Origin of the sequence: Actinopolyspora lacussalsi subsp. righensis (assembly GCF_900116555.1) — a bacterium.
GTDB lineage: Bacteria > Actinomycetota > Actinomycetes > Mycobacteriales > Pseudonocardiaceae > Actinopolyspora > Actinopolyspora lacussalsi.
Genome location: NZ_FPAT01000012.1, coordinates 96098 through 116698 on the forward strand (window position 1 = coordinate 96098; position 20601 = coordinate 116698).

Annotated in this window: 20 protein-coding genes; 12 read left to right on the top strand and 8 right to left on the bottom strand. The window is 68.5% G+C overall.

Features of this window, described 5'->3' with window-relative positions:
* Nucleotides 1-187: 187 nt before the first annotated feature.
* Both BM394_RS18835 and BM394_RS18840 read right to left on the bottom strand, forming a co-directional pair.
* Complete coding sequence (locus BM394_RS18835) at nt 188-862, bottom strand: Crp/Fnr family transcriptional regulator (protein WP_092628218.1); 675 nt, start codon at nt 860-862, stop codon at nt 188-190.
* 96 nt (nt 863-958) lie between these two features.
* Complete coding sequence (locus BM394_RS18840; protein ID WP_019855884.1) at nt 959-1213, bottom strand: hypothetical protein; 255 nt, start codon at nt 1211-1213, stop codon at nt 959-961.
* A gap of 180 nt (nt 1214-1393) precedes the next feature.
* Between BM394_RS18840 and nth the strand changes: the two genes are divergently transcribed.
* The 4 genes from nth (at nt 1394) to BM394_RS18860 (ending at nt 5009) form a co-directional block, all read left to right on the top strand.
* Nucleotides 1394-2245, top strand: coding sequence for an endonuclease III (gene nth / locus BM394_RS18845; protein WP_245780296.1), 852 nt, complete (start codon nt 1394-1396; stop codon nt 2243-2245).
* Nucleotides 2242-2895 carry a TlpA family protein disulfide reductase gene (locus tag BM394_RS18850; RefSeq protein WP_092980340.1) on the top strand — a complete coding sequence of 218 codons (654 nt, stop codon included), beginning with the start codon at nt 2242-2244 and terminating at the stop codon, nt 2893-2895. The genes nth and BM394_RS18850 overlap by 4 nt, the downstream gene beginning before the upstream one ends.
* Entirely contained in the window at nt 2892-3599 is a 708-nt protein-coding gene (locus BM394_RS18855) for an NUDIX hydrolase (protein ID WP_092980342.1), read from the top strand. Before BM394_RS18850 ends, BM394_RS18855 begins: the two co-directional genes overlap by 4 nt.
* Nucleotides 3600-3821: 222 nt before the next feature.
* Nucleotides 3822-5009, top strand: coding sequence for a MarP family serine protease (locus tag BM394_RS18860; protein WP_092980344.1), 1188 nt, complete (start codon nt 3822-3824; stop codon nt 5007-5009).
* An 83-nt stretch (nt 5010-5092) separates the two neighbouring features.
* Here BM394_RS18860 and BM394_RS18865 read toward each other — a convergent pair whose 3' ends face one another.
* The 3 genes from BM394_RS18865 to acs form a co-directional block, all read right to left on the bottom strand.
* Nucleotides 5093-5608 carry a phage holin family protein gene (locus BM394_RS18865; RefSeq protein ID WP_092980476.1) on the bottom strand — a complete coding sequence of 172 codons (516 nt, stop codon included), beginning with the start codon at nt 5606-5608 and terminating at the stop codon, nt 5093-5095.
* Between the two features lie 575 nt (nt 5609-6183).
* A complete protein-coding gene (nhaA, locus tag BM394_RS18870) occupies nt 6184-7407 on the bottom strand; it encodes a Na+/H+ antiporter NhaA (RefSeq protein WP_092980346.1) in 1224 nt (407 codons plus the stop codon).
* 714 nt (nt 7408-8121) lie between these two features.
* On the bottom strand, nt 8122-10104 hold the full coding sequence (gene acs, locus BM394_RS18875; RefSeq protein ID WP_092980348.1) for an acetate--CoA ligase: 1983 nt from the start codon (nt 10102-10104) through the stop codon (nt 8122-8124).
* A gap of 609 nt (nt 10105-10713) precedes the next feature.
* Between acs and BM394_RS18880 the strand changes: the two genes are divergently transcribed.
* The 7 genes from BM394_RS18880 to BM394_RS18910 all read left to right on the top strand — a co-directional run bounded on the left by BM394_RS18880 (nt 10714) and on the right by BM394_RS18910 (nt 17246).
* Nucleotides 10714-11277 carry a DUF1697 domain-containing protein gene (locus BM394_RS18880; protein WP_092980350.1) on the top strand — a complete coding sequence of 188 codons (564 nt, stop codon included), beginning with the start codon at nt 10714-10716 and terminating at the stop codon, nt 11275-11277.
* A 132-nt stretch (nt 11278-11409) separates the two neighbouring features.
* A complete protein-coding gene (locus BM394_RS18885; RefSeq protein WP_092980351.1) occupies nt 11410-12168 on the top strand; it encodes a Fic family protein in 759 nt (252 codons plus the stop codon).
* Between the two features lie 42 nt (nt 12169-12210).
* The gene (locus BM394_RS18890) at nt 12211-13137 is read left to right on the top strand and encodes a nucleoside hydrolase (RefSeq protein WP_092980353.1); all 927 of its coding nucleotides are present in this window, start codon (nt 12211-12213) and stop codon (nt 13135-13137) included.
* A 112-nt stretch (nt 13138-13249) separates the two neighbouring features.
* A complete protein-coding gene (locus BM394_RS18895; RefSeq protein ID WP_092980355.1) occupies nt 13250-14311 on the top strand; it encodes an NADH:flavin oxidoreductase/NADH oxidase in 1062 nt (353 codons plus the stop codon).
* A gap of 222 nt (nt 14312-14533) precedes the next feature.
* Nucleotides 14534-15295, top strand: a complete 762-nt coding sequence (locus BM394_RS18900; protein ID WP_245780308.1) for an ATP-binding cassette domain-containing protein — start codon at nt 14534-14536, stop codon at nt 15293-15295.
* Nucleotides 15292-16614, top strand: coding sequence for a hypothetical protein (locus tag BM394_RS18905; RefSeq protein ID WP_092980359.1), 1323 nt, complete (start codon nt 15292-15294; stop codon nt 16612-16614). The genes BM394_RS18900 and BM394_RS18905 overlap by 4 nt, the downstream gene beginning before the upstream one ends.
* Nucleotides 16590-17246, top strand: a complete 657-nt coding sequence (locus tag BM394_RS18910) for a hypothetical protein (RefSeq protein WP_139235265.1) — start codon at nt 16590-16592, stop codon at nt 17244-17246. The genes BM394_RS18905 and BM394_RS18910 overlap by 25 nt, the downstream gene beginning before the upstream one ends.
* A 189-nt stretch (nt 17247-17435) precedes the next feature.
* On the opposite strand, the gene BM394_RS18915 is transcribed toward BM394_RS18910, so the two are convergent.
* From BM394_RS18915 to BM394_RS18925, 3 genes are all read right to left on the bottom strand, one after another.
* Nucleotides 17436-17633 carry a DUF1059 domain-containing protein gene (locus tag BM394_RS18915; protein ID WP_092980363.1) on the bottom strand — a complete coding sequence of 66 codons (198 nt, stop codon included), beginning with the start codon at nt 17631-17633 and terminating at the stop codon, nt 17436-17438.
* Between the two features lie 35 nt (nt 17634-17668).
* Nucleotides 17669-18154, bottom strand: coding sequence for a Dps family protein (locus tag BM394_RS18920; RefSeq protein ID WP_092980366.1), 486 nt, complete (start codon nt 18152-18154; stop codon nt 17669-17671).
* Between the two features lie 149 nt (nt 18155-18303).
* Complete coding sequence (locus tag BM394_RS18925; protein ID WP_092980368.1) at nt 18304-18858, bottom strand: NADPH-dependent FMN reductase; 555 nt, start codon at nt 18856-18858, stop codon at nt 18304-18306.
* A 256-nt stretch (nt 18859-19114) separates the two neighbouring features.
* On the opposite strand from BM394_RS18925, the gene BM394_RS18930 reads away from it, so the two are divergent.
* The gene (locus BM394_RS18930) at nt 19115-20197 is read left to right on the top strand and encodes an alpha/beta hydrolase (RefSeq protein WP_175530169.1); all 1083 of its coding nucleotides are present in this window, start codon (nt 19115-19117) and stop codon (nt 20195-20197) included.
* The last annotated feature ends 404 nt before the right edge of the window (nt 20198-20601 follow it).

Genomic DNA, 20601 nt, shown 5'->3' on the forward strand with positions numbered 1-20601 from the left:
GGGCCGGCCCCCGCTCGGGGCCGGCCGTCCCACGTGAAGTACCGCTAGCACCGAAGGTGTGCGGACATGCTGATACGCACCGGCCGCTCCAACCGCGCCCGTCAGGCGCGAAGCAGTGGGCGGTCGGTGTGCCGCGGACGCCGAAACCGGCGTCGACTACGCGAGGTCCCGCTTTCCGCGAACGGAATCAGCGGGCACGGCGCGCCAGCCGCTCGGGATCGAGGATCAGCACGCTCTTGCCCTCGAGCCGCAGCCATCCGCGATGCGCGAAGTCGGCCAACGCCTTGTTGACGGTTTCCCGGGAAGCCCCGACGTACTGCGCGATCTCCTCCTGGGTCAGATCGTGCGTGACCCGCAGCAGACCGGACTCCTGGCTGCCGAAACGTTGCGCGAGCTGCAACAACGCCTTGGCGACCCGACCGGGTACGTCAGTGAAGATCAGGTCCGCGAGCATGCCGTTCGTCCGGCGCAGCCTGCGGGCCACGACCCGGAGCAGCTGTTCGGCGATCTCCGGCCGAGTTCCGATCCACTGCCGCAGCGCACTGCGGTCCATGGTCAACGCCCGCACGTCGGTCACCGTCGTGGCGGTCGATGTCCGCGGTCCCGGATCGAAGATGGACAGCTCCCCGAACATGTCCGAGGGGCCCATGATCGCGAGCAGGTTCTCCCGACCGTCCGGGGATTTCCTGCCCAGCTTGACCTTGCCGGACTGGAGGATGTAGAGGCGATCCCCCGGCTCCCCCTCGGCGAAAATCACGTGTCCCCGCGAGAACTCCACCGGTTCCAGCGATTGCGTAAGTGCCTCCGCGGCGGCCGGCTCCACACCCTGGAAGATGCCGGCCCGCGACAGGGTCTCGTCCACCTCGTCCCTCCATGTTGAGACGCGGCGGCTGCTCTCGACACCGGCACCGTCACTCGAAGCGGTACCGGCGTGTGCCGCCTATCACCACCGACCAGTCTACGACCGGTCACGCGAACGGCGGGTTCGTAGTCTGCCGGCGCGTCCCACCCTGCGAAGCTGGAACAGCTCCAGCGCACGTCCAATTCCCTGCCGGAACAGCGCCCGAACCTCGTCGGGCCGGGCGTTCTCCAGCAGCTCCTCCACCTCGTTCTCCTGCACCGCGACATGCCGAAGCCGTGCTTCGACACGCTCCATGAAGAGCGTGAAAAACATGATCACAAGCGGTACGACGATCACGAACCAGGCAGTCATTGTGACCCAATCTTCGCTCATCCGTCGGTGCGTTCCGCAACCGGGGTGCTTGACAGCGGCCCACGTCGTGGGAGCAGCTGCCGGACACACCCGAATCTATCGGGCCCCGGAATCACCGGACGCTCCCCTCCGCCGACCGGTTGGGGACCCGACGGGACTCGCGATCCGTAAGCTAGGGGGGTGTCCGAACCAGTTCCAGACCGCCCAGAGCACGACACCGAACCGAAGCGGAGGCGCACCGGCGAGACCCGGCTCGGCCTGGTGCGACGGGCACGCAGGATCATGCGTGCGCTCGCCGACGCCTATCCGGACGCGCACTGCGAGCTGAACTTCGAGACGCCGCTACAGCTGACGGTGGCCACCATCCTCTCGGCGCAGTGCACCGACAAACGCGTCAACGAGGTCACGCCCGGGCTGTTCGCCCGCTACCCGACCGCGGCCGACTACGCCGGGGCCGACCGCACCGAGCTGGAGGAGCTGATCCGTCCCACCGGTTTCTATCGCAACAAGGCCAACTCGCTGCTGGGCCTGGGAGCCGCACTGGTGGAGCGGCACGACGGCGAGGTGCCCGCCACGTTGTCCGAGCTGGTCAAGCTGCCGGGGATCGGCCGCAAGACCGCGAACGTGATCCTGGGCAACGCCTTCGACGTCCCGGGACTGACGGTGGACACGCACTTCGGCAGGCTCGTTCGCCGCTGGGGTTGGACCACGGAGGAGGACCCGGTCAAGGTGGAGAGCGCGGTCGGCGAGCTCATCCCTCGCTCGGAGTGGACGATGCTCTCGCACCGGGTGATCTTCCACGGTCGACGGGTGTGCCACTCGCGCAAGCCTGCCTGCGGCGCCTGCCTGCTGGCCAAGGACTGCCCCTCGTACGGCACGGGCCCCACCGATCCGGGGACGGCCGCCGAACTCGTGAGCGGCTCGGAAGCCGACCGGCTGCTGGAGCTCGCGGGGGTGACCACCGGTTCCACGACCGAACCCAGCACGGATGAGCGTGCCGGTGAACCCGCCGCACGGGAGTCGGCGGGATGACTCCGGAGCGCTCGAAACGGTTCCGGTTCGGCAGCGAGCTCAGGTGGACCCTGATCGTGCTGGCGGTGGCGGCGCTGGCCGTGGTCGCGCTGTGGCCACGGGATCGAACCCCCACGCGACCGGAGAGCCCCGCCCCCACCGGCACGAACCGAACCACCGGTGACCTCGCGGCCCTGCGCGCGGAGGCCGGGCTCCCCGGTTGCGAACCGACCGAGGGCGGCGAGCCGCCCTCACGGCTGCGGGGAGCCACGGGTAGCTGCCTGGGCGACGGTTCCCGGGCCGACCTGGGCGAGCTGACGGCCTCGGGAACCACCCTGATCAACGTCTGGGCGAGCTGGTGCGCGCCGTGCCGCGAGGAACTGCCCGCGCTGCGGGACTACGCCGAGCGGCAGGACGAAGTGCGCGTGGTCGGTGTGCAGGTACGCAGCACCCCCGAGAGCGGGCTGCGGCTGCTGCGCGAACTCGACGTGCGGCTACCGATGATCCACGACACGCGGGGAGAGCTCTCCCGTGGACTGCGGGTGCCGAAACCGCTTCCCGCCAGCTACCTCGTCACTCCTTCGGGAGAGGTCGAGCGAATGCCCGTCGAAGTGTTCGAGTCCGCGGACGAGGTCGCCTCGGCGGTACAGCGGAAACTGGAGGCGCGGTGAACGAGGAACACGGACCGCTGATCGAACCGAACGAGTTACCCGCCTGGCTGCGGCCACTGGTGGAACGCACCGCCGATGTGGACGCGAACTCCCTGGGATGGCTGCGTCCGCCCGATCGCGAGGACGTCCGCCCCGCCGCGGTGCTGATCCTGTTCGGCGAGGACCCCGGTCGGGACGGCGACCCAGACGTGCTGCTGCTGCGCCGCGCGGACAACCTGAACTCGCATCCCGGACAGGTGGCCTTTCCCGGTGGTGCCACCGACGACGGGGACGAGGGACCGGTGGACACCGCACTGCGGGAGGCGATCGAGGAGGTCGGCGTGCTGCCCTCGGGAATCACCCCGGCCGCGACGCTGCCCGAGCTCTACCTCGCGCACAGTGACTTCCGGGTGACCCCGGTGCTGGCCCACTGGCACGACCCCGGTCCGGTCGAAGCGGTGGACCCGGCGGAAACGGCGGCCGTGGCACGCGTGCCGATCTCGATGCTGACGCGACCGAGCAACCGGCTCAACGTCCGCATCGGCGGCAGGACCACCCCGGCCTTCCTCGTACCGAGCATGCTGGTCTGGGGATTCACCGGCGGGCTGCTGGACGGCGTGCTCGACCTCGCGGGTTGGTCACGAGGGTGGAACCGTGGAGACGTGCGGGAACTGAGCGAAGCCTGGCAGGCCGCTGTCGACATCGACGATCCCGGGTTCGGATAATGATCCCGGTGCCGGTCTGGGAACCTTGGTTCTCCCGCACGCCGAACCGGCGGCCGATTCGGCGCGTCACCGACGGTGGAGGGCACTTCGGACAGCCGTCCCGTGCCTGCCCGTCCTGCCACGCGTCCGAAGCGACCGCCGGGCTCCGGCCCACCGGGCCGGGCACCCGAACGGAAGACGAACTCGCGGACAACTTCCGAGGAACGAAAGCCGAGGTGACCGGTGAACTGGGTCGACTTGCTCGTGGTGGCGCTGGCGGTGCTGGCCGCCGCGTCCGGCGCGCGCCACGGCATGGTCACCGCGGCACTGTCGTTCATCGGAGTACTCGCCGGTGCGATCGTCGGGGTGCGCTCGGCACCGCTGCTGCTCGAACAGCTCGACAGCGCGGCTGCCCGAATCGGATTCGGGATCGGCATCGTCGTGCTGCTCGTGGCGCTGGGCGAGACGGCGGGCATGTGGGCGGGCCACCAACTTCGGGAACGGATCACCGGGCACCGGAGACTGATCGGTGTCGACAACACGTTGGGTGCCCTGCTGCAGGGCGTGGCGGTGTTCGTGGTGGCCTGGCTGGTGGCGCTGCCACTGACCTCCGCCTCGGCGCTGCCGGGGCTCGCGGGTAGCGTCAGCAGGTCGAGCGTGCTGCGCACCGTGGACTCGATGATGCCGGACGCCGCGCGCGAACTGCCGTCCGAACTGCGGAAGGTGCTGGGGGTCAGCGGGTTCCCGGACGCGGTACAACCGTTCTCCCGCACACCGGTGGCCCGTATCGAGGCACCGAACCCGGCGCTGGCACGCAGCGAGGTGGTGCGGGATCTCCGCCCCAGCATCGTCAAGATACGCGGCAGGGCTCCGGAGTGCGGACGCGCACTGGAGGGAACCGGCTTCGTCGTGGCCCCGAACAGAGTGGTGACCAACGCCCACGTGGTCGCGGGCACCGACAGCGTGTTCGTGGAGATCGGACGGGGGCGCTTCGCGGCCAACGTGGTGCTCTTCGACGAGGAGGAGGACGTGGCCGTGCTGTCCGTTCCCGCGCTGGACGCGGAGCCGTTGGAGTTCGTCTCACAGCCCGCGAACTCCGGCACGAACGTGATCGTGCTCGGTTACCCGCTGGACGGCCCCTACACCGCCTCGGCGGGCAGGGTCCGGGAGCGGATCGACCTGCGCGGACCGAACATCTACGGCGAGGACACGGTGACGCGCGATGTGTACACCGTGCGCGCCCAGGTGCAGAGCGGCAACTCCGGAGGTCCACTCATCAACCCGGACGGTGAAGTGGTCGGCCTGGTGTTCGGTGCCGCCGTCGACGACCCGAATACCGGGTTCGCGCTGACCGCGTCCGAGGTGGCCGACGAGGTGGCAGCGGCACCCACCCTGTCGTCGGAGGTGGCGACCGGTGTTTGCACCGAGTGATCCGGAGGACGCGTCGGGCCGAGGGGCGGTCGCCCCGCGTGTGCGCCCGTCTCCGGACGGACACGGGCCACGCGCGGCGGGCCTCACTCGGAAGGCTGAGGCCGCTCGGCGGAGTCCTGCGAGTGCCGGTGGCGCAGCTGCGCGGTCTCGCGCAACGAGTCCATCGTTCGCCTGGGGGCCGATATCTTGCGCACGCGCCGGTAGCCGAACAGGGCCAGTACGATGGTCACCAGCAGCATGACCAGGAACACGATGCCGAAGGAGGCCCAGCGCCACAGTCCGAGCGCGTGGAGCCCCTCGGCGAGGGTGAAGAACAGGAAAAAGCTGCTGAAGGCCAGCACCGTCAGTGCCAGGACGAAGTAGACACTGCCCTTGAGGGCCTTGCGGGCCTCATTCGAGATCTCGGCCTTGGCCAGCTCCAGCTCGCCACGCACCAACGAGGACAGATGCGTGGCGACGTCCCGCCCCAGGGAGCCGATGGACTGCTCGCCTCCGGAACCGGTGCCCTCTTCGGACAGCGGAATCGAGGTCACGGCCGACTCGGCGGTGGTGCCGGCCCCGTCGTGTTGTTTGTTCTGGGAGCTGTTCACGCTCGTTATCGTGCCACGAGCGAACAACACCCACGCAGTGACGCGCCCCTGTGGGATCCAACAGCGGTACTTTGCCCGGGCGGTTACGTAGCCGTCACGTGAGTCGGCGCCTTGCGGCGTTGGGCCGGCTCTTGAGTAGCGACCTACGCGGCGAGCGGCCCGGCCTCGCAATGCATCCGACTCACGCACCGGGGACACGTGCGCTGCTTAATCGCATGGTCCCGTTCCGACGAACGGCGCGTGCGAGGTCGATTCCGCGCGGAATCGACCTCGCACCGAAAACGAGCTGCGGAGCCGCAGGCACTTCTGTGAACGAGGGCCGGAGACATGGGGTAGCGACCTACACAACGTCGGGCCTTCCTCGCGAGAGCCGCACCGGAGAACCCGCGGCGGTGCCGGTGGCGAAGGTGGTCGGAGTTCGACCTGCGAGGGTGGTTGGAGTGGCGGCCTGCGTCGAAGGGGCGCGGCGATTTCGCGAGAAATTGACGGAGACCGGGACCGCGCTGCCGCACTGGCCCGGCGATTTCGCGAGAGATCGACGCCACCGGCACCGCCACGCGGAACGACCGGGAAAAACCAGAAGCTCAGGTCGTGTGCGTGGAGCTGTGCTGCTTGCGGAAGACCAGCATCAACGTGGCCACGATCGAGGCGACCGCGGAAGCGATCAGCACGGCTGCCTTGGCCCGGTCCGCCGCCGCCCCCGCCAGCGAGAGATCGGCGATCAGCAGGCTGACGGTGAAGCCGACACCACCCAGCATCGCCAGTGCGAACAGGTCACTCCAGGTGACCCCCTGCGGTGGACTGCCGAACCCGAGCTTGATGGCGACGAACGAGGTACCGAAGATCCCGATCAGCTTGCCGACCACCAACCCGACCATGACCGCGATCGCGATCCGGTCCTGGAAGACGCTGCTGAGCGCGTCCAGCCCGACCGGAACACCGGCGGCGAACAGCGCGAACACGGGCACCACCAGGGCGGCCGACCACGGCTGCAACCGGTGTTCCAGCCGCATCGAGGGCGAGGCATGTTCGTAGGGATCGGGCCGAACCCTGGTGAGCAGGCCGAGCGCCACACCGGCGATCGTGGCGTGCACTCCGCTGCTGTGCACCGCGACCCAGGTGGCCACAGCCAGCGGCACGTAGAGCCACGAGGTCCGAATGCGGCGGTGCTGGGCGTACCAGTAACCGACGCAGAGCAGCACCGCCACCAGCAGCGCGATCAGGTTCATCCCGCTGGTGAACAGCACCGCGATGACGATGATGGCCCCCAGGTCGTCCACCACGGCGAGGCTGAGCAGGAAGACGCGGGCGGTGGTGGGCATGGCCGAGGCCGTCAGGGAGAGCACACCGAGCGCGAAGGCGATGTCGGTGGCCACCGGGATCGCCCACGCCTGGGCGGCGCCGGGCGCACCGTGTCCGATGGCGACAGCCAGCACGGCGGGCACGATCATGCCGCCGAGCGCGGCGAGCACCGGCAGCGTGGCCTTCTTGCGGTCGGCCAGGTCCCCCAGGACCAGCTCGCGCTTGAGCTCCAGTCCTGCCACGAAGAAGAAGATGGCAAGCAGGCCGTCCTTGGCCCACTCCCCCACGGTGAGGTCCAGGTGCAGGAAGTGCGGACCGATCGTGAAGTCACGAACCCCCGCGTAAAGGTGCGATGCCGGGGAGTTGGCGGCTACCAGCGCGACCACCGTGGCAGCGAGCATGAACATGCCACCGACAGTTTCGTTTCGCAGGTACGAACCGAAGTCGAACCCCCGAGCCTCCGGGGCGCCGGACCGTTTTGATCGGTTGCGCTGCGACTTCGCCACGGAGGTGCTCCTGAGATTGTTACGTCACGTACTCCACAATGACCGTTTTCCGGCTCGCCCCGCGGCTGAGCTTAACACGGGAGAACGTCCGTTCCGCCCCGTCGAGACCGGCATGGCGACGCCGGCGGGGCGGCGAGGAGACCGGGGGTTGCCAACCGGGGAAAAAGTTGTTAATCCACAACTGAACCCGCTGTGAACTGGGGTTTCGGTGGATCACTCGAATGCGGCCCCCTGGATCGACCATTCGGGGGCAGGCGGGTGAACATCCGGGATGTGAGAAAAATCGAGCGGCATCCGGGATCGTCTCTCGCGGAAGGTATTCCGGCGGTTCCGCCCCACTCGACGAGGCGGGTCCGGATCGGGACGAACCGCCCCGACGGGACTTATCGGACACCGAAGGGCTCGGGGCTGCCCTACCGCTCAGCTACCGGCGCGAGAGCGGCGGCGTCGATTTCTCGCGAAATCGCCGCGCCGGTAGCGCCGGGGACACCGGTGCGTGAGTCGGATGCATCGCGAGGCCGGGCCGCTTCGACGCAGGGCGAACCCCGATCCCCTCGTGGTCGGCACCGCCGCGGGTTCTCGCGTGCGGCTCTCGCGAGGAAGGCCCGACGTTGGGTAGGTCGCTACCCGAGGTCGGGCCTCCCGCGGCGAGAGCCGCACCGGAGGTTCCGCCACCCGCGCCGCTACTCCGACCGAGCCGACGCGGTCCCGCCCTCAGTCGTCGCCGCCGGACTTCATCCCGGCACTGATCTGATCCATGACGCTCGAATCGGCGAGAGTGGAGACGTCCCCGACCTGGCGGTTCTCCGCCACGTCGCGCAACAGCCTGCGCATGATCTTGCCGGACCGGGTCTTGGGCAGCTCGGAAACCACCATGATCTGCCGGGGTTTGGCGATGGGGCCGATCTCGTGCGCCACGTGCTCCCGCAGGGTGGAGATGGCCGTGTCGCCGCCCGCGTCCTCGCCGCTGCCACCGCGCAGGATGACGAACGCGACGATGCCCTGGCCGGTGGTGGCGTCCTCGGCGCCCACCACGGCGGCCTCGGCGACCGTGGGGTGCGAGACCAGGGCGGACTCCACCTCGGTGGTGGAGATGCGGTGCCCGGAGACGTTCATGACGTCGTCCACCCGGCCCAGCAGCCAGATGTCACCGTCGCTGTCGTACTTGGCGCCGTCACCGGCGAAGTAGTAGCCCTGCTCGGCGAACCGCGCCCAGTAGGTGTCCCTGAAGCGCTGGTCGTCGCCCCAGATACCGCGCAACATGCCCGGCCAGGGCTTGTCGAGCACCAGCAGACCGCCTTCTCCCCTGCCGACCGGCGTGCCGCTCTCGTCGACCACGGTGGCCGACAGTCCGGGCAGCGGCTGCTGCGCGGAACCGGGCTTGGCCGAGGTCACACCGGGAAGCGGGGAGATCATGATGCCGCCGGTCTCGGTCTGCCACCAGGTGTCCACGATGGGCGTACGGCCGCTCCCGATGTGCTCGCGGAACCAGGTCCACGCCTCGGGGTTGATCGGTTCGCCCACGGTTCCGAGCACCCGCAGGGTGGACAGGTCGTACTGGGCGGGGATCTCGGCTCCCCACTTCATGAAGGTGCGGATCAGGGTCGGGGCCGTGTAGTAGGTGGTCACCCCGTACTTCTGCACGATCTCCCAGTGCCTGCCCTCGTGCGGGCTGTTGGGGGTGCCCTCGTAGATGACCTGGCTGGCACCGTTGGCCAACGGCCCGTAGACGATGTAGGTGTGTCCGGTGACCCAGCCGATGTCGGCGGTGCACCAGTACACATCGGATTCCGGCTTGAGGTCGAACACCGCGTTGTGGGTGTAGGCGGCCTGCGTCAGGTAGCCGCCCGAGGTGTGCAGGATGCCCTTGGGTTTGCCGGTGGTGCCCGAGGTGTAGAGGATGAACAGCGGGTGTTCGGAGTCGAACGACTCGGGTGTGTGCGTCGCGCTCTGCCGGTCGACCACGTCGTGCCACCAGAGGTCCCGGTCGGCGTCCCAGCCGACCTCGCTCGCGGTGCGACGCACGACCAGCACGTGCTCGACGCTGGGGGTGTCGGTGACGGCCTCGTCGACGTTGGCCTTCAGCGGCGCCGCCGAACCGCGCCGGAACTGACCGTCGCAGGTGATGACCACTTTGGCCTCGGCATCGTTGATCCGGCTGCGCAACGCCTCCGAGGAGAACCCGCCGAAGACCACGCTGTGCAGGGCACCCAGCCGGGCGCAGGCGAGCATGGCGAACACTGCCTCGGGCAGCATCGGCAGGTAGATCGCGACGCGGTCCCCGGAGCCGACCCCGAGTTCGGTCAGCGCGTTGGCGGTCCTGGAGACCTCGTCACGCAGCTCGGAGTAGGTGATCCTGCGCGAGTCGCCGGGTTCGCCCTCCCAGTAGATCGCCACCCGGTCGCCGTTGCCCGCTTCGACGTGCCGGTCCACGCAGTTGTGGGCGACGTTGAGCCTGCCTCCGACGAACCACTTCGCGAAGGGGGCGTTCGACCAGTCCAGCACCTGGTCCCAGTCGGAGTCCCACTGTAAGCGACGGGCCTGCTCCGCCCAGAAGCCCAGCCGATCCTCGGCTGCCCGGTCGTGGAGTTCGGCGGTGGCGTTCGCCTGCGCCGCGAAGTCCGCTGCGGGTGGGAACGTCCTGTTCTCCTCGAGCAGGTTGTCCAACGTGTTGCTCTGCCCGTCGGGCTGACTCATCGGTGTCGAACCTCCGTCGCTGCTGCTACAGCTCTGTCTGTAACCGAACCGTAGTGGGATTCGGCTTAATTCGATAGAGGGAATCGAGCAAAGGTTGAGACCAATTTTTCCGGGGGATCCAGTCTCCCCGGAGACGTTCCTCGAAAGACCGGGACGGCATCGCCTCCGCGTGTCGATCCTAAGCCGCACGAATGCGAAACGCACTACATCAGTCGCACGTGAACGGCACCGATCATCCGCTGTCGCCACGATTCTGGCCGCTGTGACGGCAACTGTGAATACCCCGCACGAGTAGCGCACGAGCGCGTGATCCCCTTCGGCCGAGCCACGCGCGGCGGACCGGAACCCCCTGCAACGGACATCACCGAGTGATACAAGCTCACTCGGAACAATTACCCACGTTCAGGTGAGTACGCCCGGAGGAGAGCGAGACGAAAACACTACTCGTGCACAGCTGTCGAGCTCCGTTCGAACTTCCACGAGACGCGCCGGATCCCGGTGGAAGGATCCCGGTGGAACCACCCACCTCCCCGCGAAGCCGCGGAACTCCCGTAGGCACACGGAACTCGAAGCCCCGCCGAAGTCGGCCCCTCGGGATACGGTGCGAACGTGAGCACCACCGGAACGAACACCCGCTACGTCGCGCTGTTGCGCGGTGTGAACGTCGGCGGGCGAACCAGGGTCGACATGGCGGGTTCGCGGGAACTCGCCCTGGAACTGGGCTTCGAGGAAGTACGCAGCCACCTCAACAGCGGCAACCTCGTGTTCAGCCACGACTCGGGCGACGAATCGGCCCTGGGCGAACTGCTGGAACGCGGGATCGAACGACGGTTCGGGGCGCACGTGTCGTGCCTGGTCCGCGAAGCCGGCTACCTGCGGGAGGTCGTGGCGGGCAATCCCTTCCCGGAGGCCGCGGGGCACGGAAAACTCCTGCACGCGAGCTTCCTGTCCCATCGGCTTCCGGAGGAGCGGACGACCACGATCGACGCGGCGGGTTTCCAGCCCGAGCGGTTCCGGCTCGGCGACCGGGTGATCTACATGTACCTTCCGGACGGCATCGGCAGATCCGGGCTCGCCGACGCCCTGAACCGTCCGGCCGTGTTGGGGGAGACCGTCGCGACCACCCGGAACTGGAACACGGTGTCGAAGCTGCTCGAACTGGTGGACTCGTAGCGTGCGACAGTTCGCGGGCCTGTCGTGTCGGGACTCGTGCCGGGGACGAGGTCCCCGAATCGACGGCCCGCTGGTGAGCAGCGGCACGGAGGGGTACGGCGTCACCCGAGCGGACGGGTAGCGTCTGGACCCGTGAACGCGCAGGAATCGCTACGCCCGCTGGTGGGACTCCCGGGTGTGCCGGAGGCGATCGACGCGGCGAGGGCCGCGATCGACGAGGTCCACGAACACCCGACGAACCGTAGGGGCTGGGCGACCACGGCGGCGGAGGCTTCGGTGCGCGCGGCGCGTGCCTCCGCGGCGGTGGCCGGTGGGGCCACCGAGATCCCCGAGGGCGGCGAGGTCACCGATCCGCTGCTGGCGGGCTCGCTGCGGGCCGCCGAAGCGCTGGGCCCGCTGTTGCCGACCTGGCAACGCGCCCCGCTGCAGGCCCTGGCCCGACTGCACGTGCTGGCCGCGGCCGATCTCGTGGGGGCGGACGAGCAGGAACGCCTCGGGCGTCCACGCGCCGACCCGGAGGTCTCGACACGGCTGGACCTGCTGGCCAGGATGATCACCGAACTCGGTGGGCAGGCGCAGGGCACGGTCCCCGGTCCGGTGCAGGCCGCCGTGGTGCACGGGGAACTGCTGGCGCTGGCCCCCTTCGGAGAGGTCGACGGGGTGATCGCGCGAGCGGCGGCACGCCTGACCGTGATCGGCAGCGGCCTGGACCCCAAGGGGCTCGTCGTTCCGGAAGTGTCCCATTTTCGCAGGCAGCAGGAGTACGCTTCGGCCGCGGCCGGATTCGCCTCGGGCGAGAGCGATGGGGTGGCCGCCTGGATCGTGTACTGCTGCCGCTCGTTGGAGACCGGCTCCAAGGAAGCGAAGTCGATCGCCGACTCCGTCGGGTGAGCCGGGTGGCGAAGTCGTACCAGGAGACGAAGGGTTGAGAGGTTGAAACGGATCCTGCTGGACTGCGATCCCGGCATCGACGACGCGCTGGCGATAGCCCTGGCGCACGGTTCGCCCGAGCTGGAGGTCGTCGGGATAACCACGGTGGCGGGCAATGTGGGGCTGGAGCACACCACGCCGAACGCGCTGAGCCTGACCGAGTTCTACGGCATGGACGTGCCGGTGGCTCGCGGCGCCGACCGACCGCTGCTGCGCGCACCGGACACCGCCTCCACCGTGCACGGCGCCACCGGCCTGGGCGACGTGGTGCTGCCCACGGCGAAGTCCGAGCCTGATACGCGGCACGCGGTGGACTTCATCATAGACACGGTCGCGGCTTCCCCCGGCGAGATCAGCCTGGTGGCCGTGGGGCCGCTGACCAACGTCGCGCTGGCGCTGCGCAAGGAACCCCGGCTGGCCGAGTGGGTGCGCGAGTTCGTCGTCATGGGTGGTTCCTACACGCGTGGCAACCTCACCCCGGCCGCCGAGTTCAACATCGGGGCCGACCCGGAGGCGGCGAGCGTGGTCTTCGACGCGCCGTGGGAGCCTGTGATGTTCGGGCTCGATCTGACGCACCAGGCGAGGGCGACCTCCGAGGTCAGGCAACGCTTCGTCGGGCTGGGGAAGTTGCAGGAGGAACTGCTCTCCCCCTGCCTGGACTTCTACGGCAGCAATCGGCAGTACCGGGACGAGGGACCGGCCATCCACGACGCGTGCGCGGTGGCGCACGTGATCGCGCCGGAACTGTTCACCACGGTGCGTGCCCGGGTGGACGTGGAGACCTCCGGTCGGTTCACCTCGGGGATGACGGTCACCGACTTCGCCCCGGAAGCCGACCACAACGCGCTGGTGGCCACCGCGCTCGAGCAGCGTGCCTTCTGGGACCTGCTCACCGAGGCCTTCGAACGCGTGGCGAGCTCGATGCCGTGAGCCCGGAAGGACCGAACGTGAGCCAGGAAGGGCCCGGCGGGGTTCCGGAGTGACGAGGGCGACACGGGCGACGTAGCGGAATACTCCGTTCCGCCGTGGTGTCCCAACAGTCGTGAGCATGCTGTTCGAACCGATCAAGTTCCGCGACATCGAGATCAGGAACCGCGCCTGGGTCGCCCCCATGTGCCAGTACTCGGCCACCGAAGGTGTCCCGGACGACTGGCACCTGGTTCATCTGGGCCAGTTCGCCACCGGAGGGGCCGGGCTGGTGCTGAGCGAGGCGACCGCCGTGGTCCCGGAGGGCAGGATCAGTCCCGCCGACACCGGCCTTTACAACGACGAACAGGTCGCCGCGTGGCGCAGGATCACCGACTTCCTGCGTGCGCAGGGCGCCACTCCGGGCGTGCAACTGGCCCACGCCGGTCGCAAGGCCTCGGCGAACGCTCCCTGGAACGGCGACTACGCCGTCCCCGAAACCGAGGGTGGCTGGCCGACGGTGAGCTCCACCGACCGGGCGTTCGGGGAGCTGGCCGCGCCGCGCGCGCTGCGCACCGAGGAGGTCGCGGCGTTGCCCGCCGACTTCGCCGCCGCGGCCCGGCGGGCCGACGAGGCGGGCTTCGACGTGGTCGAGCTGCACTTCGCGCACGGCTACCTGGTGCACCAGTTCTGCTCCCCGCTGGCCAACGACCGCGCCGACGAGTACGGCGGCGACTTCGAGGGCAGGACACGGCTGGCGCTGGAGATCGTCGAGGCGGTACGCGCGGTGTGGCCCGCGGGCAAACCGCTGTTCGTGCGGCTCTCGGCGACCGACTGGGTCGAGGGCGGCTGGACCGGCGACGACTCGGTGCGGCTGGCCGAGCTGCTGGCCGAGCGCGGCGTGGACCTGATCGACGCGTCCTCGGGCGGAATCGAACCCGGGGTGTCCATCCCGGTCGGGCCCGGTTTCCAGGTGCCGTACGCGCGCCGGATCCGCCAGGAGGGGAAGGTATCCACCGGCGCCGTGGGGATGATCACTTCGCCGGAGCAGGCCGAGGAGATCGTGGCCTCGGGCTCGGCCGACGCGGTGCTGCTCGCGCGCGAACTGCTGCGCGACCCGCACTGGCCGCTGCACGCGGCCGACCGGCTGCACGCCGACTCGCCCTGGCCGAAGCAGTACGAGCGGGCGGCGCGCTGACCGCCACCCCACCGGCCGGACACCGGCACGATCTCGGAGCGGCCCCTCGTACATTTCGCGAGAAATGTACGAGGCGCCGCTCGGAATGTCAGCCGGTAGCGGTGGAGCTCCGCTCGTCCTTGAGCGAACCGCGAATCATCTCGCGGAGGCCCTCGCTTCCCTCGTGACACACTCGGACCGCCGGGGTGATCAACAGATTCAAAGGGGCTGTACCGCTTGGACGTGGAGCTGGACCGGGTGACTTTCCGGTACGGACGGCACACCGCGTTGCACGACGTCTCGTGGACCTTCGGGAAGGGAGTCAACGGCTTACTGGGGCCGAACGGCGCCGGCAAGACGACTTTGCTCTCGCTGCTCACCACCGTTTCCCTTCCCTCCGAGGGACGAATACTGCTGAGCGGGAACGACTTGGGCACCTCGCAGGGCCGCACGGCAGCACGAAAACTGCTCGGTTACGTCCCACAGCGGTTCTCGCTCGCCTCCGAGATGCGGACCCGTGACACGGTCGCCTACGCGGGATGGATCAACGGTCTGCCCGACGCGGAATGTCTACCCGCCGCGGAACGCGCTCTGAAATCGGTATCGCTGTCCGAATACGCACGCCTACGGGTACGAAAGCTCTCCGGTGGCCAACGGCAACGTCTCGGTCTCGCGGCCGCTTTGGTGCACGATCCATCTGTCCTCGTGCTGGACGAACCCACAGTGGGCCTGGATCCGGGGCAGCGACTACGGCTGCGGGAGCTGCTCGGCGAACTCGGCGAGCAACGAACCGTCCTGCTGTCCAGCCATCTGCTCGAGGACATCGCGCAACTGTGCGGGACCGTCGCCGTTCTCGCCGCGGGACGCCTCGCTTTCGCGGGCGGTAACGAGGAGTTCCACGGACTCCTGGAAGCCAACGCCCCGGAGTCGACCTCATCGGCATTGGGTTCCCCGTTCGAACGTGCCTATGACGCGCTGGTGAACAGCCTGGGGGTGGCCGAATGATCCGCCCATCCCGCTGGCCACTGGGTTCACTGCCGCTCCTGCTGCCGGCGGTATCGATCACCCTGGCGGTGTTCTCACACACATTGGAAATGTTTTCCTGGCCTTACCAGGTGTGGGCGCGCACCTCACAGCAATTCGTCTCCGAACCGTTGATCTTCGCGGTACCGCTCAGCGCCGCCGCCGCGGCCTACGCCGCGGGACGTCTGACCGCTCCGGACCGGATCACCAATCTGGCCAGCTCGCTCCGCAGCGGCGCACCGATCGCGATCCGTCAGCTCGGTTTGCTCGGTGGTGTCTTCACCGGCAGCTACGTATTGGGCATGGTCCCGCTGGTGGTGCTGACGACCCTGACAGCTCATGCGGGAGGCCCCAGCCCGCTCCCAGTACTCACCGGGCTGTTGAGCGTGTTCACCGCCACCGCGGTCGGATACTTCGCCGGAGTGCTGGCGACCACAGCATGGGTCAGCCCGTTGATATTGGTGCTCGGTTTCCTGGCGATCCAGCTCAACATGGCCAGCCAAGGTAATTTCCGCGCGATCGTCCCGGTCACGTACGACGGCGCGGGGGTGGGACAGACCGCGAACCTGTCCGTTGTCGGCTATCGCCTGGCGTTCCTGTTGCTGGTCACGACCGCGACAAGCCTCATGGCCTCCCGCGCACTGGCACGCTCACGCCGATGGAAGATCCCGTCCTGGAGCACCGGGGGACTGATCGTGCTGGTGCTCGCGATGTTGCTGGCGCCGCTCGGCACTGATCCCCGACTCGCCGAAGCGGCTTCCGAACCACCACGAACCTGCCGGACCGAGGCGGGGGTCCGCTACTGCGTACATCAGGCCCACCAGCCGGAGCTCGACGAATTGATCGCTGCCGCTGAACCGGTCTATCAGGCCTACGGCAACGTGCCCACGCACGGTGAACAAGTCTGGGACAGTGCGCTGCTGGGCGGATCCCGGGCTGATTCGAGACCCGACGGCATCGTCGGTGTCGGAATCCGAGTCCGCGCTGATATGGCCAGCTCTACGAGGAGCCTGCAACGGCAGATCGGTTACGGGCTGGCCGGTTCTCCCGCCTGCGCGGTTCGGTTCCCCGAGCGTGCCCAACCCGACATGGCTCGTACCGTGCTCGAATCCCGACACCCGGCGGACATCGCCACTGAGCTGTCCTACTGGCTGGCGGGCCGTGCCGAACAGACCAGCGGCTTGCGCCCGAGGATCTCCGACATTCCGGCTTTCGGCACTGCCTCGAAGCAGGAGGTCCGAACCTGGCTCGCCGCTCGCGAACGGCGAATCACCGAATGCGCGCTGGACAGCAGACCATGACGACATTACGGCTTGTCCTGCTCGCGCGACGGGTACCTATGCTCCTGCTGCTCGTCGTCGCCGTAACAGGCGTGTCGTATGCGTTCTACCGCACTGCCATCAACGTCGATCTCGGTGTGAATCCGTTCGCCCGCCCGCACAAGATCCCCACTCCTGAACTGATCGCCGTGGTCACAGGCGTACTGGCGAGCGCGATACTGCGACCACGCTGTTGGGAGTGGGAGCGGCTGGGTGGAATCAGGGTCAGACTGCTCGCTGTCGTGCTGGCCGCGACGGCCATCGCGCTGCCGGTGCTACCCGCACTCGTCGGAAAGCACACGATGCCCGCCGGAATCGACCTCTGGTGGATACTGCCGAACACGCTCACGATGGGCGGGTTCACGCTGCTGCTGTCGGCGTTGCTGGGCCCCCCGCTCGGCGGGGCTGTGAGTATCGCCGGATACTTCGCCCTGGCGCTCACCGACAATCTGCTCACCAACGTCGAACCATATCTTCCCCTGACGATGTACCCGGCGCAGCACGGAAAGTGGGTTCCCGCCCTGTGTCTGGTGCCCACCGCGTTGGCTGTGCACTTCGTAACTCGAGGACTCAGCTCCTGGGCATACCGGCTCGAACGCAACAGCGGAACGTGAGCGGGCATCAGGAACAGCCAACGGGAAGGCACCGGACCGTTTCCTCCGCTCTCGAAATCGAGAACCGGGCGGTGGCGTCGCGGGCGCGGGAGCTCCGCACGGCGACGCCACCGCCCGTCCCCTACCGGATCCGTACGGGATTCCGGCCCCTCCCCAGGGGTGTTCGCGGGCTCGGCGCCGCTCCGAACGTCAGCCGGTAGCGGTGGAGCTCCGTTCGTCCTTGAGCGAACCGCGAATCATCTCGCGAAGGTCCTCGGTGTCCTCGTGGCCGTGCACCGAGACCGCGTGCTCGGCCGCGGCCCGCACCACCTCGTTCTCCTCACCGGTGATCGTCAGCGTGCAGTTCACGACGCTGGGGGTTTCCCTGCAATCGGCGATCTTTCGCACCGTTCTCGCCTCCACGCACGATGTGTGACGGAAAATCAACTACCCGAGAGCTTGGCCTGCCACATCCAGTGGGCCTCCTCCAACTTGGCGGCGATCGAGATCAGCAGGTCCTGGGTTACCAGGTCGGTCTTGTCGGTCTCGTCGATCCGCGCACGCAACCGCCTGATCAACTTCCCGAGGGTCTCGACGATCGCCGCGATCACGTCGTGGTCCTGGCGCCACCCCGAGTCGAACTCCGGCACGCCCGAGCTCTCGGCCACGGTGCCCGCCCGCGCGTCGGGGGAAACACCGATCGTCGCCGCACGTTCGGCGACGCTGTCGGCGAACTCCCTGGCGTTGCTGACCAGCTCGTCCAGCTGCAGGTGAACACTGCGGAAATCGCTGCCCACCACGTTCCAATGCGCCTGTTTGGCAACCAGATGCAGGTCGACGAGGTCAACCAGGGTGGCCTGGAGAGACTTGGCGGTGATGTCGCGCTCGGCTTCGGCCAACGGACTGGTGATCGGACCCTTTTCGGCCATTTCGTCGTACCTCCTCGCAATCCCCGGTGTGACATCGGATACGGGGGACTGCAGGAGGCGTACCCGGAGGGGCCCGTTCCGAAACGGCTCGTGGAGCTTTTCGGCGGGATCGACGAACGGGGGGGGGCGGTGTGACGGGAAGAGCCGCGTCAGCTTCCGAGGGCGAACTCCGCCACCTGCTCCCCGATGGTGTGCAGTGTCGAGGCGACCTTGGCATCGGCGCACTCGCCGCCGGGCCCGAGCCCGGTCTCGGCCGAGTTCACGGCCGCCCCCAACGGGGTCGGCCAGCCCCGCAGCGCGTGGGCCACCGAACGTAACGCCTGCAACGTGGTCACGGTCGCCTGCCAGCCGTACGCGATACCGACGCAGCCGACGGCACGTCCCTGCAGATACGGACGCTCGTCCTCGCGCAGGTCCTCCGCGTAGTCGAGGGCGTTCTTCACCAGCCCGGAAACGGTGCCGTGGTAACCGGGCGAGGCGAGCACCACCCCGTCGGCATCGCGAAGGGCCCGCACCAGCGCCCGGGCGTTGGCGGTCCGCTCGGACACCGACGTGTCGAAGAACGGCATGATCAGCTCTTCACCGGTTATGGCCTGCACCTTGGCGCCGCTGTCCCTGGCGCCCGCCAACACGGCCTGCAGGGCCCGTTCGGATTGCGAGTCGGCTCGGACCGAACCACCGATCCCCACTACGGTCACAGCCATCGACACAATCCTTCCTCACCCGCACGGGTGCACAACCCGCCCCGTGAACCACGCGATCGATTACCTGATGTCACCACATCGGCAAGCACCCTTACACGATCGGTCGCCCTGCCGGGAGCGACCAGCCCCGCAACGGTAAAAGTTGAAGCGCGGTCGAGGTCAATTGTCCACCGCGTGTCTCGCACCACGCACTACCCATCGGTAGCCTCCGCGTAGTGCACATCACACAGTAACGGTCCCGTGGAAAGGTCCAGCCGTGTCCAAGGTTCTCGATGCCATTCCCGCCTCGGTACAACAACGTGCCCAGTCAGCCGTACTGCTGAGCCTGCTCCGGCTCCCGCGCCCGCTGCTGCGGCGCGTCGCCGGGCCGCCCACGCGGGTCGACGGCCAGGAACTGGCGCTGGAAGTACAAGCACTGCTGCGGTTGCAGGCACTGGCAGGTCAGGAACGCATGGCCGCCGACACTCCGGAGAAGGCCCGCGCGGGCATGGCGCAGGGCATCGAGGTCGTCCGCGGTGCGGGAGTTTCCGGGGTCCAGGTCAGCAAACGCACCGTGTCCGCGGGCTCGGGCGAGCTGCCCGCCAGGCTGTACCGCCCGGAGGGCCGCACCGAGCCGAGCACGTTGCTCGTCTTCTACCACGGCGGCGGTTGGGTCGTGGGTGATCTCGACACCCACGACGAGCTGTGCCGGTTCCTCGCCAAACACGCCGACATCAGGGTGCTCTCGGTGGACTACCGGCTGGCGCCCGAACACCCCTTCCCCGCGGCGGCCGAGGACGCGGTCGACGCGTACCAGTACGTGCTGGAGAACGCCGAGGACCTCGGTTCCAGCGCCGACTCGATCGCGGTGGGCGGGGACAGCGCGGGAGGAAATCTGGCGGCCGTGGTCTCGCAGCACGCCACCGCGAACGGGCTCAAGAGCCCCGTGCTGCAGCTGCTGCTGTATCCGGCCACGGATGCGGGCACCCGGCGCCGCTCCCGCGAGCTGTTCGGGAACGGCTTCCTGCTCACCGACGGGGACATGGACTGGTTCATGGACATGTACCAGCCCGAGGTCTCCGCACGGAGCGACCAGCGGCTCTCGGTACTGCGCAACGAGGACCTCACCGGGCTGGCACCCACGGTGCTGATCACGGCGGGCTTCGATCCGCTGCGGGACGAGGGCGAGGAGTACGGCAGGCGGCTGTCCGAGGCCGGTGTACCGGTCATCTCCCGCAGGTTCCCCGACCTCATCCACGGTTTCGCGAACCTGTTCGGAGCCAGCCCCAGGCTGCGGGAGGCGATGTTCGAGATCGTCGGAGAGCTGCGAGCCGGACTCTCCCTCCACTCCGGAGGTTAGAGCTCCCGGGCGCGGCGTGCGTAGCTGGTCGCTCGGCGGAACCTCTCGTACGGCTCTCGCTGCGTTACTGGTTCGGCCGCTCTGGCGCGGTGGTCGGTTAGCCGGCACGTGAGTCGGCGCCTTGCGGCGTTGGGCCGGCTCTTGAGTAGCGACCTACGCGGCGAGCGGCCCGGCCTCGCGATGCATCCGACTCACGCACCGGGGACGATCCCGCTGCGTCGCTCATGGTCACTTCCCGAGGGGTGATACTGGGGCGTCGATTTCTCGCGAAATCGCCGGGCCATCGACGCAGGCCGCACTCCGACCACCCTCGCAGTCGGCACCGCCGCGGGTTCTCGCGTGCGGCTCTCGCGAGGACGGCCCCGACGTTGTGTAGATCGCTACCCGATGTCGGGGCACCGCAG

Excerpts from the sequence above, each read along its gene's own strand:
- BM394_RS18920 (WP_092980366.1), bottom strand. The coding sequence starts at position 18,154 with ATGGCCGAAAAGGGTCCGATCACCAGTCCGTTGGCCGAAGCCGAGCGC.
- BM394_RS18910 (WP_139235265.1), top strand. The coding sequence starts at position 16,590 with ATGCGCGCTGGACAGCAGACCATGACGACATTACGGCTTGTCCTGCTC.
- BM394_RS18905 (WP_092980359.1), top strand. The coding sequence starts at position 15,292 with ATGATCCGCCCATCCCGCTGGCCACTGGGTTCACTGCCGCTCCTGCTG.
- BM394_RS18925 (WP_092980368.1), bottom strand. The coding sequence starts at position 18,858 with ATGGCTGTGACCGTAGTGGGGATCGGTGGTTCGGTCCGAGCCGACTCG.
- acs (WP_092980348.1), bottom strand. The coding sequence starts at position 10,104 with ATGAGTCAGCCCGACGGGCAGAGCAACACGTTGGACAACCTGCTCGAG.
- BM394_RS18840 (WP_019855884.1), bottom strand. The coding sequence starts at position 1,213 with ATGACTGCCTGGTTCGTGATCGTCGTACCGCTTGTGATCATGTTTTTC.
- BM394_RS18850 (WP_092980340.1), top strand. The coding sequence starts at position 2,242 with ATGACTCCGGAGCGCTCGAAACGGTTCCGGTTCGGCAGCGAGCTCAGG.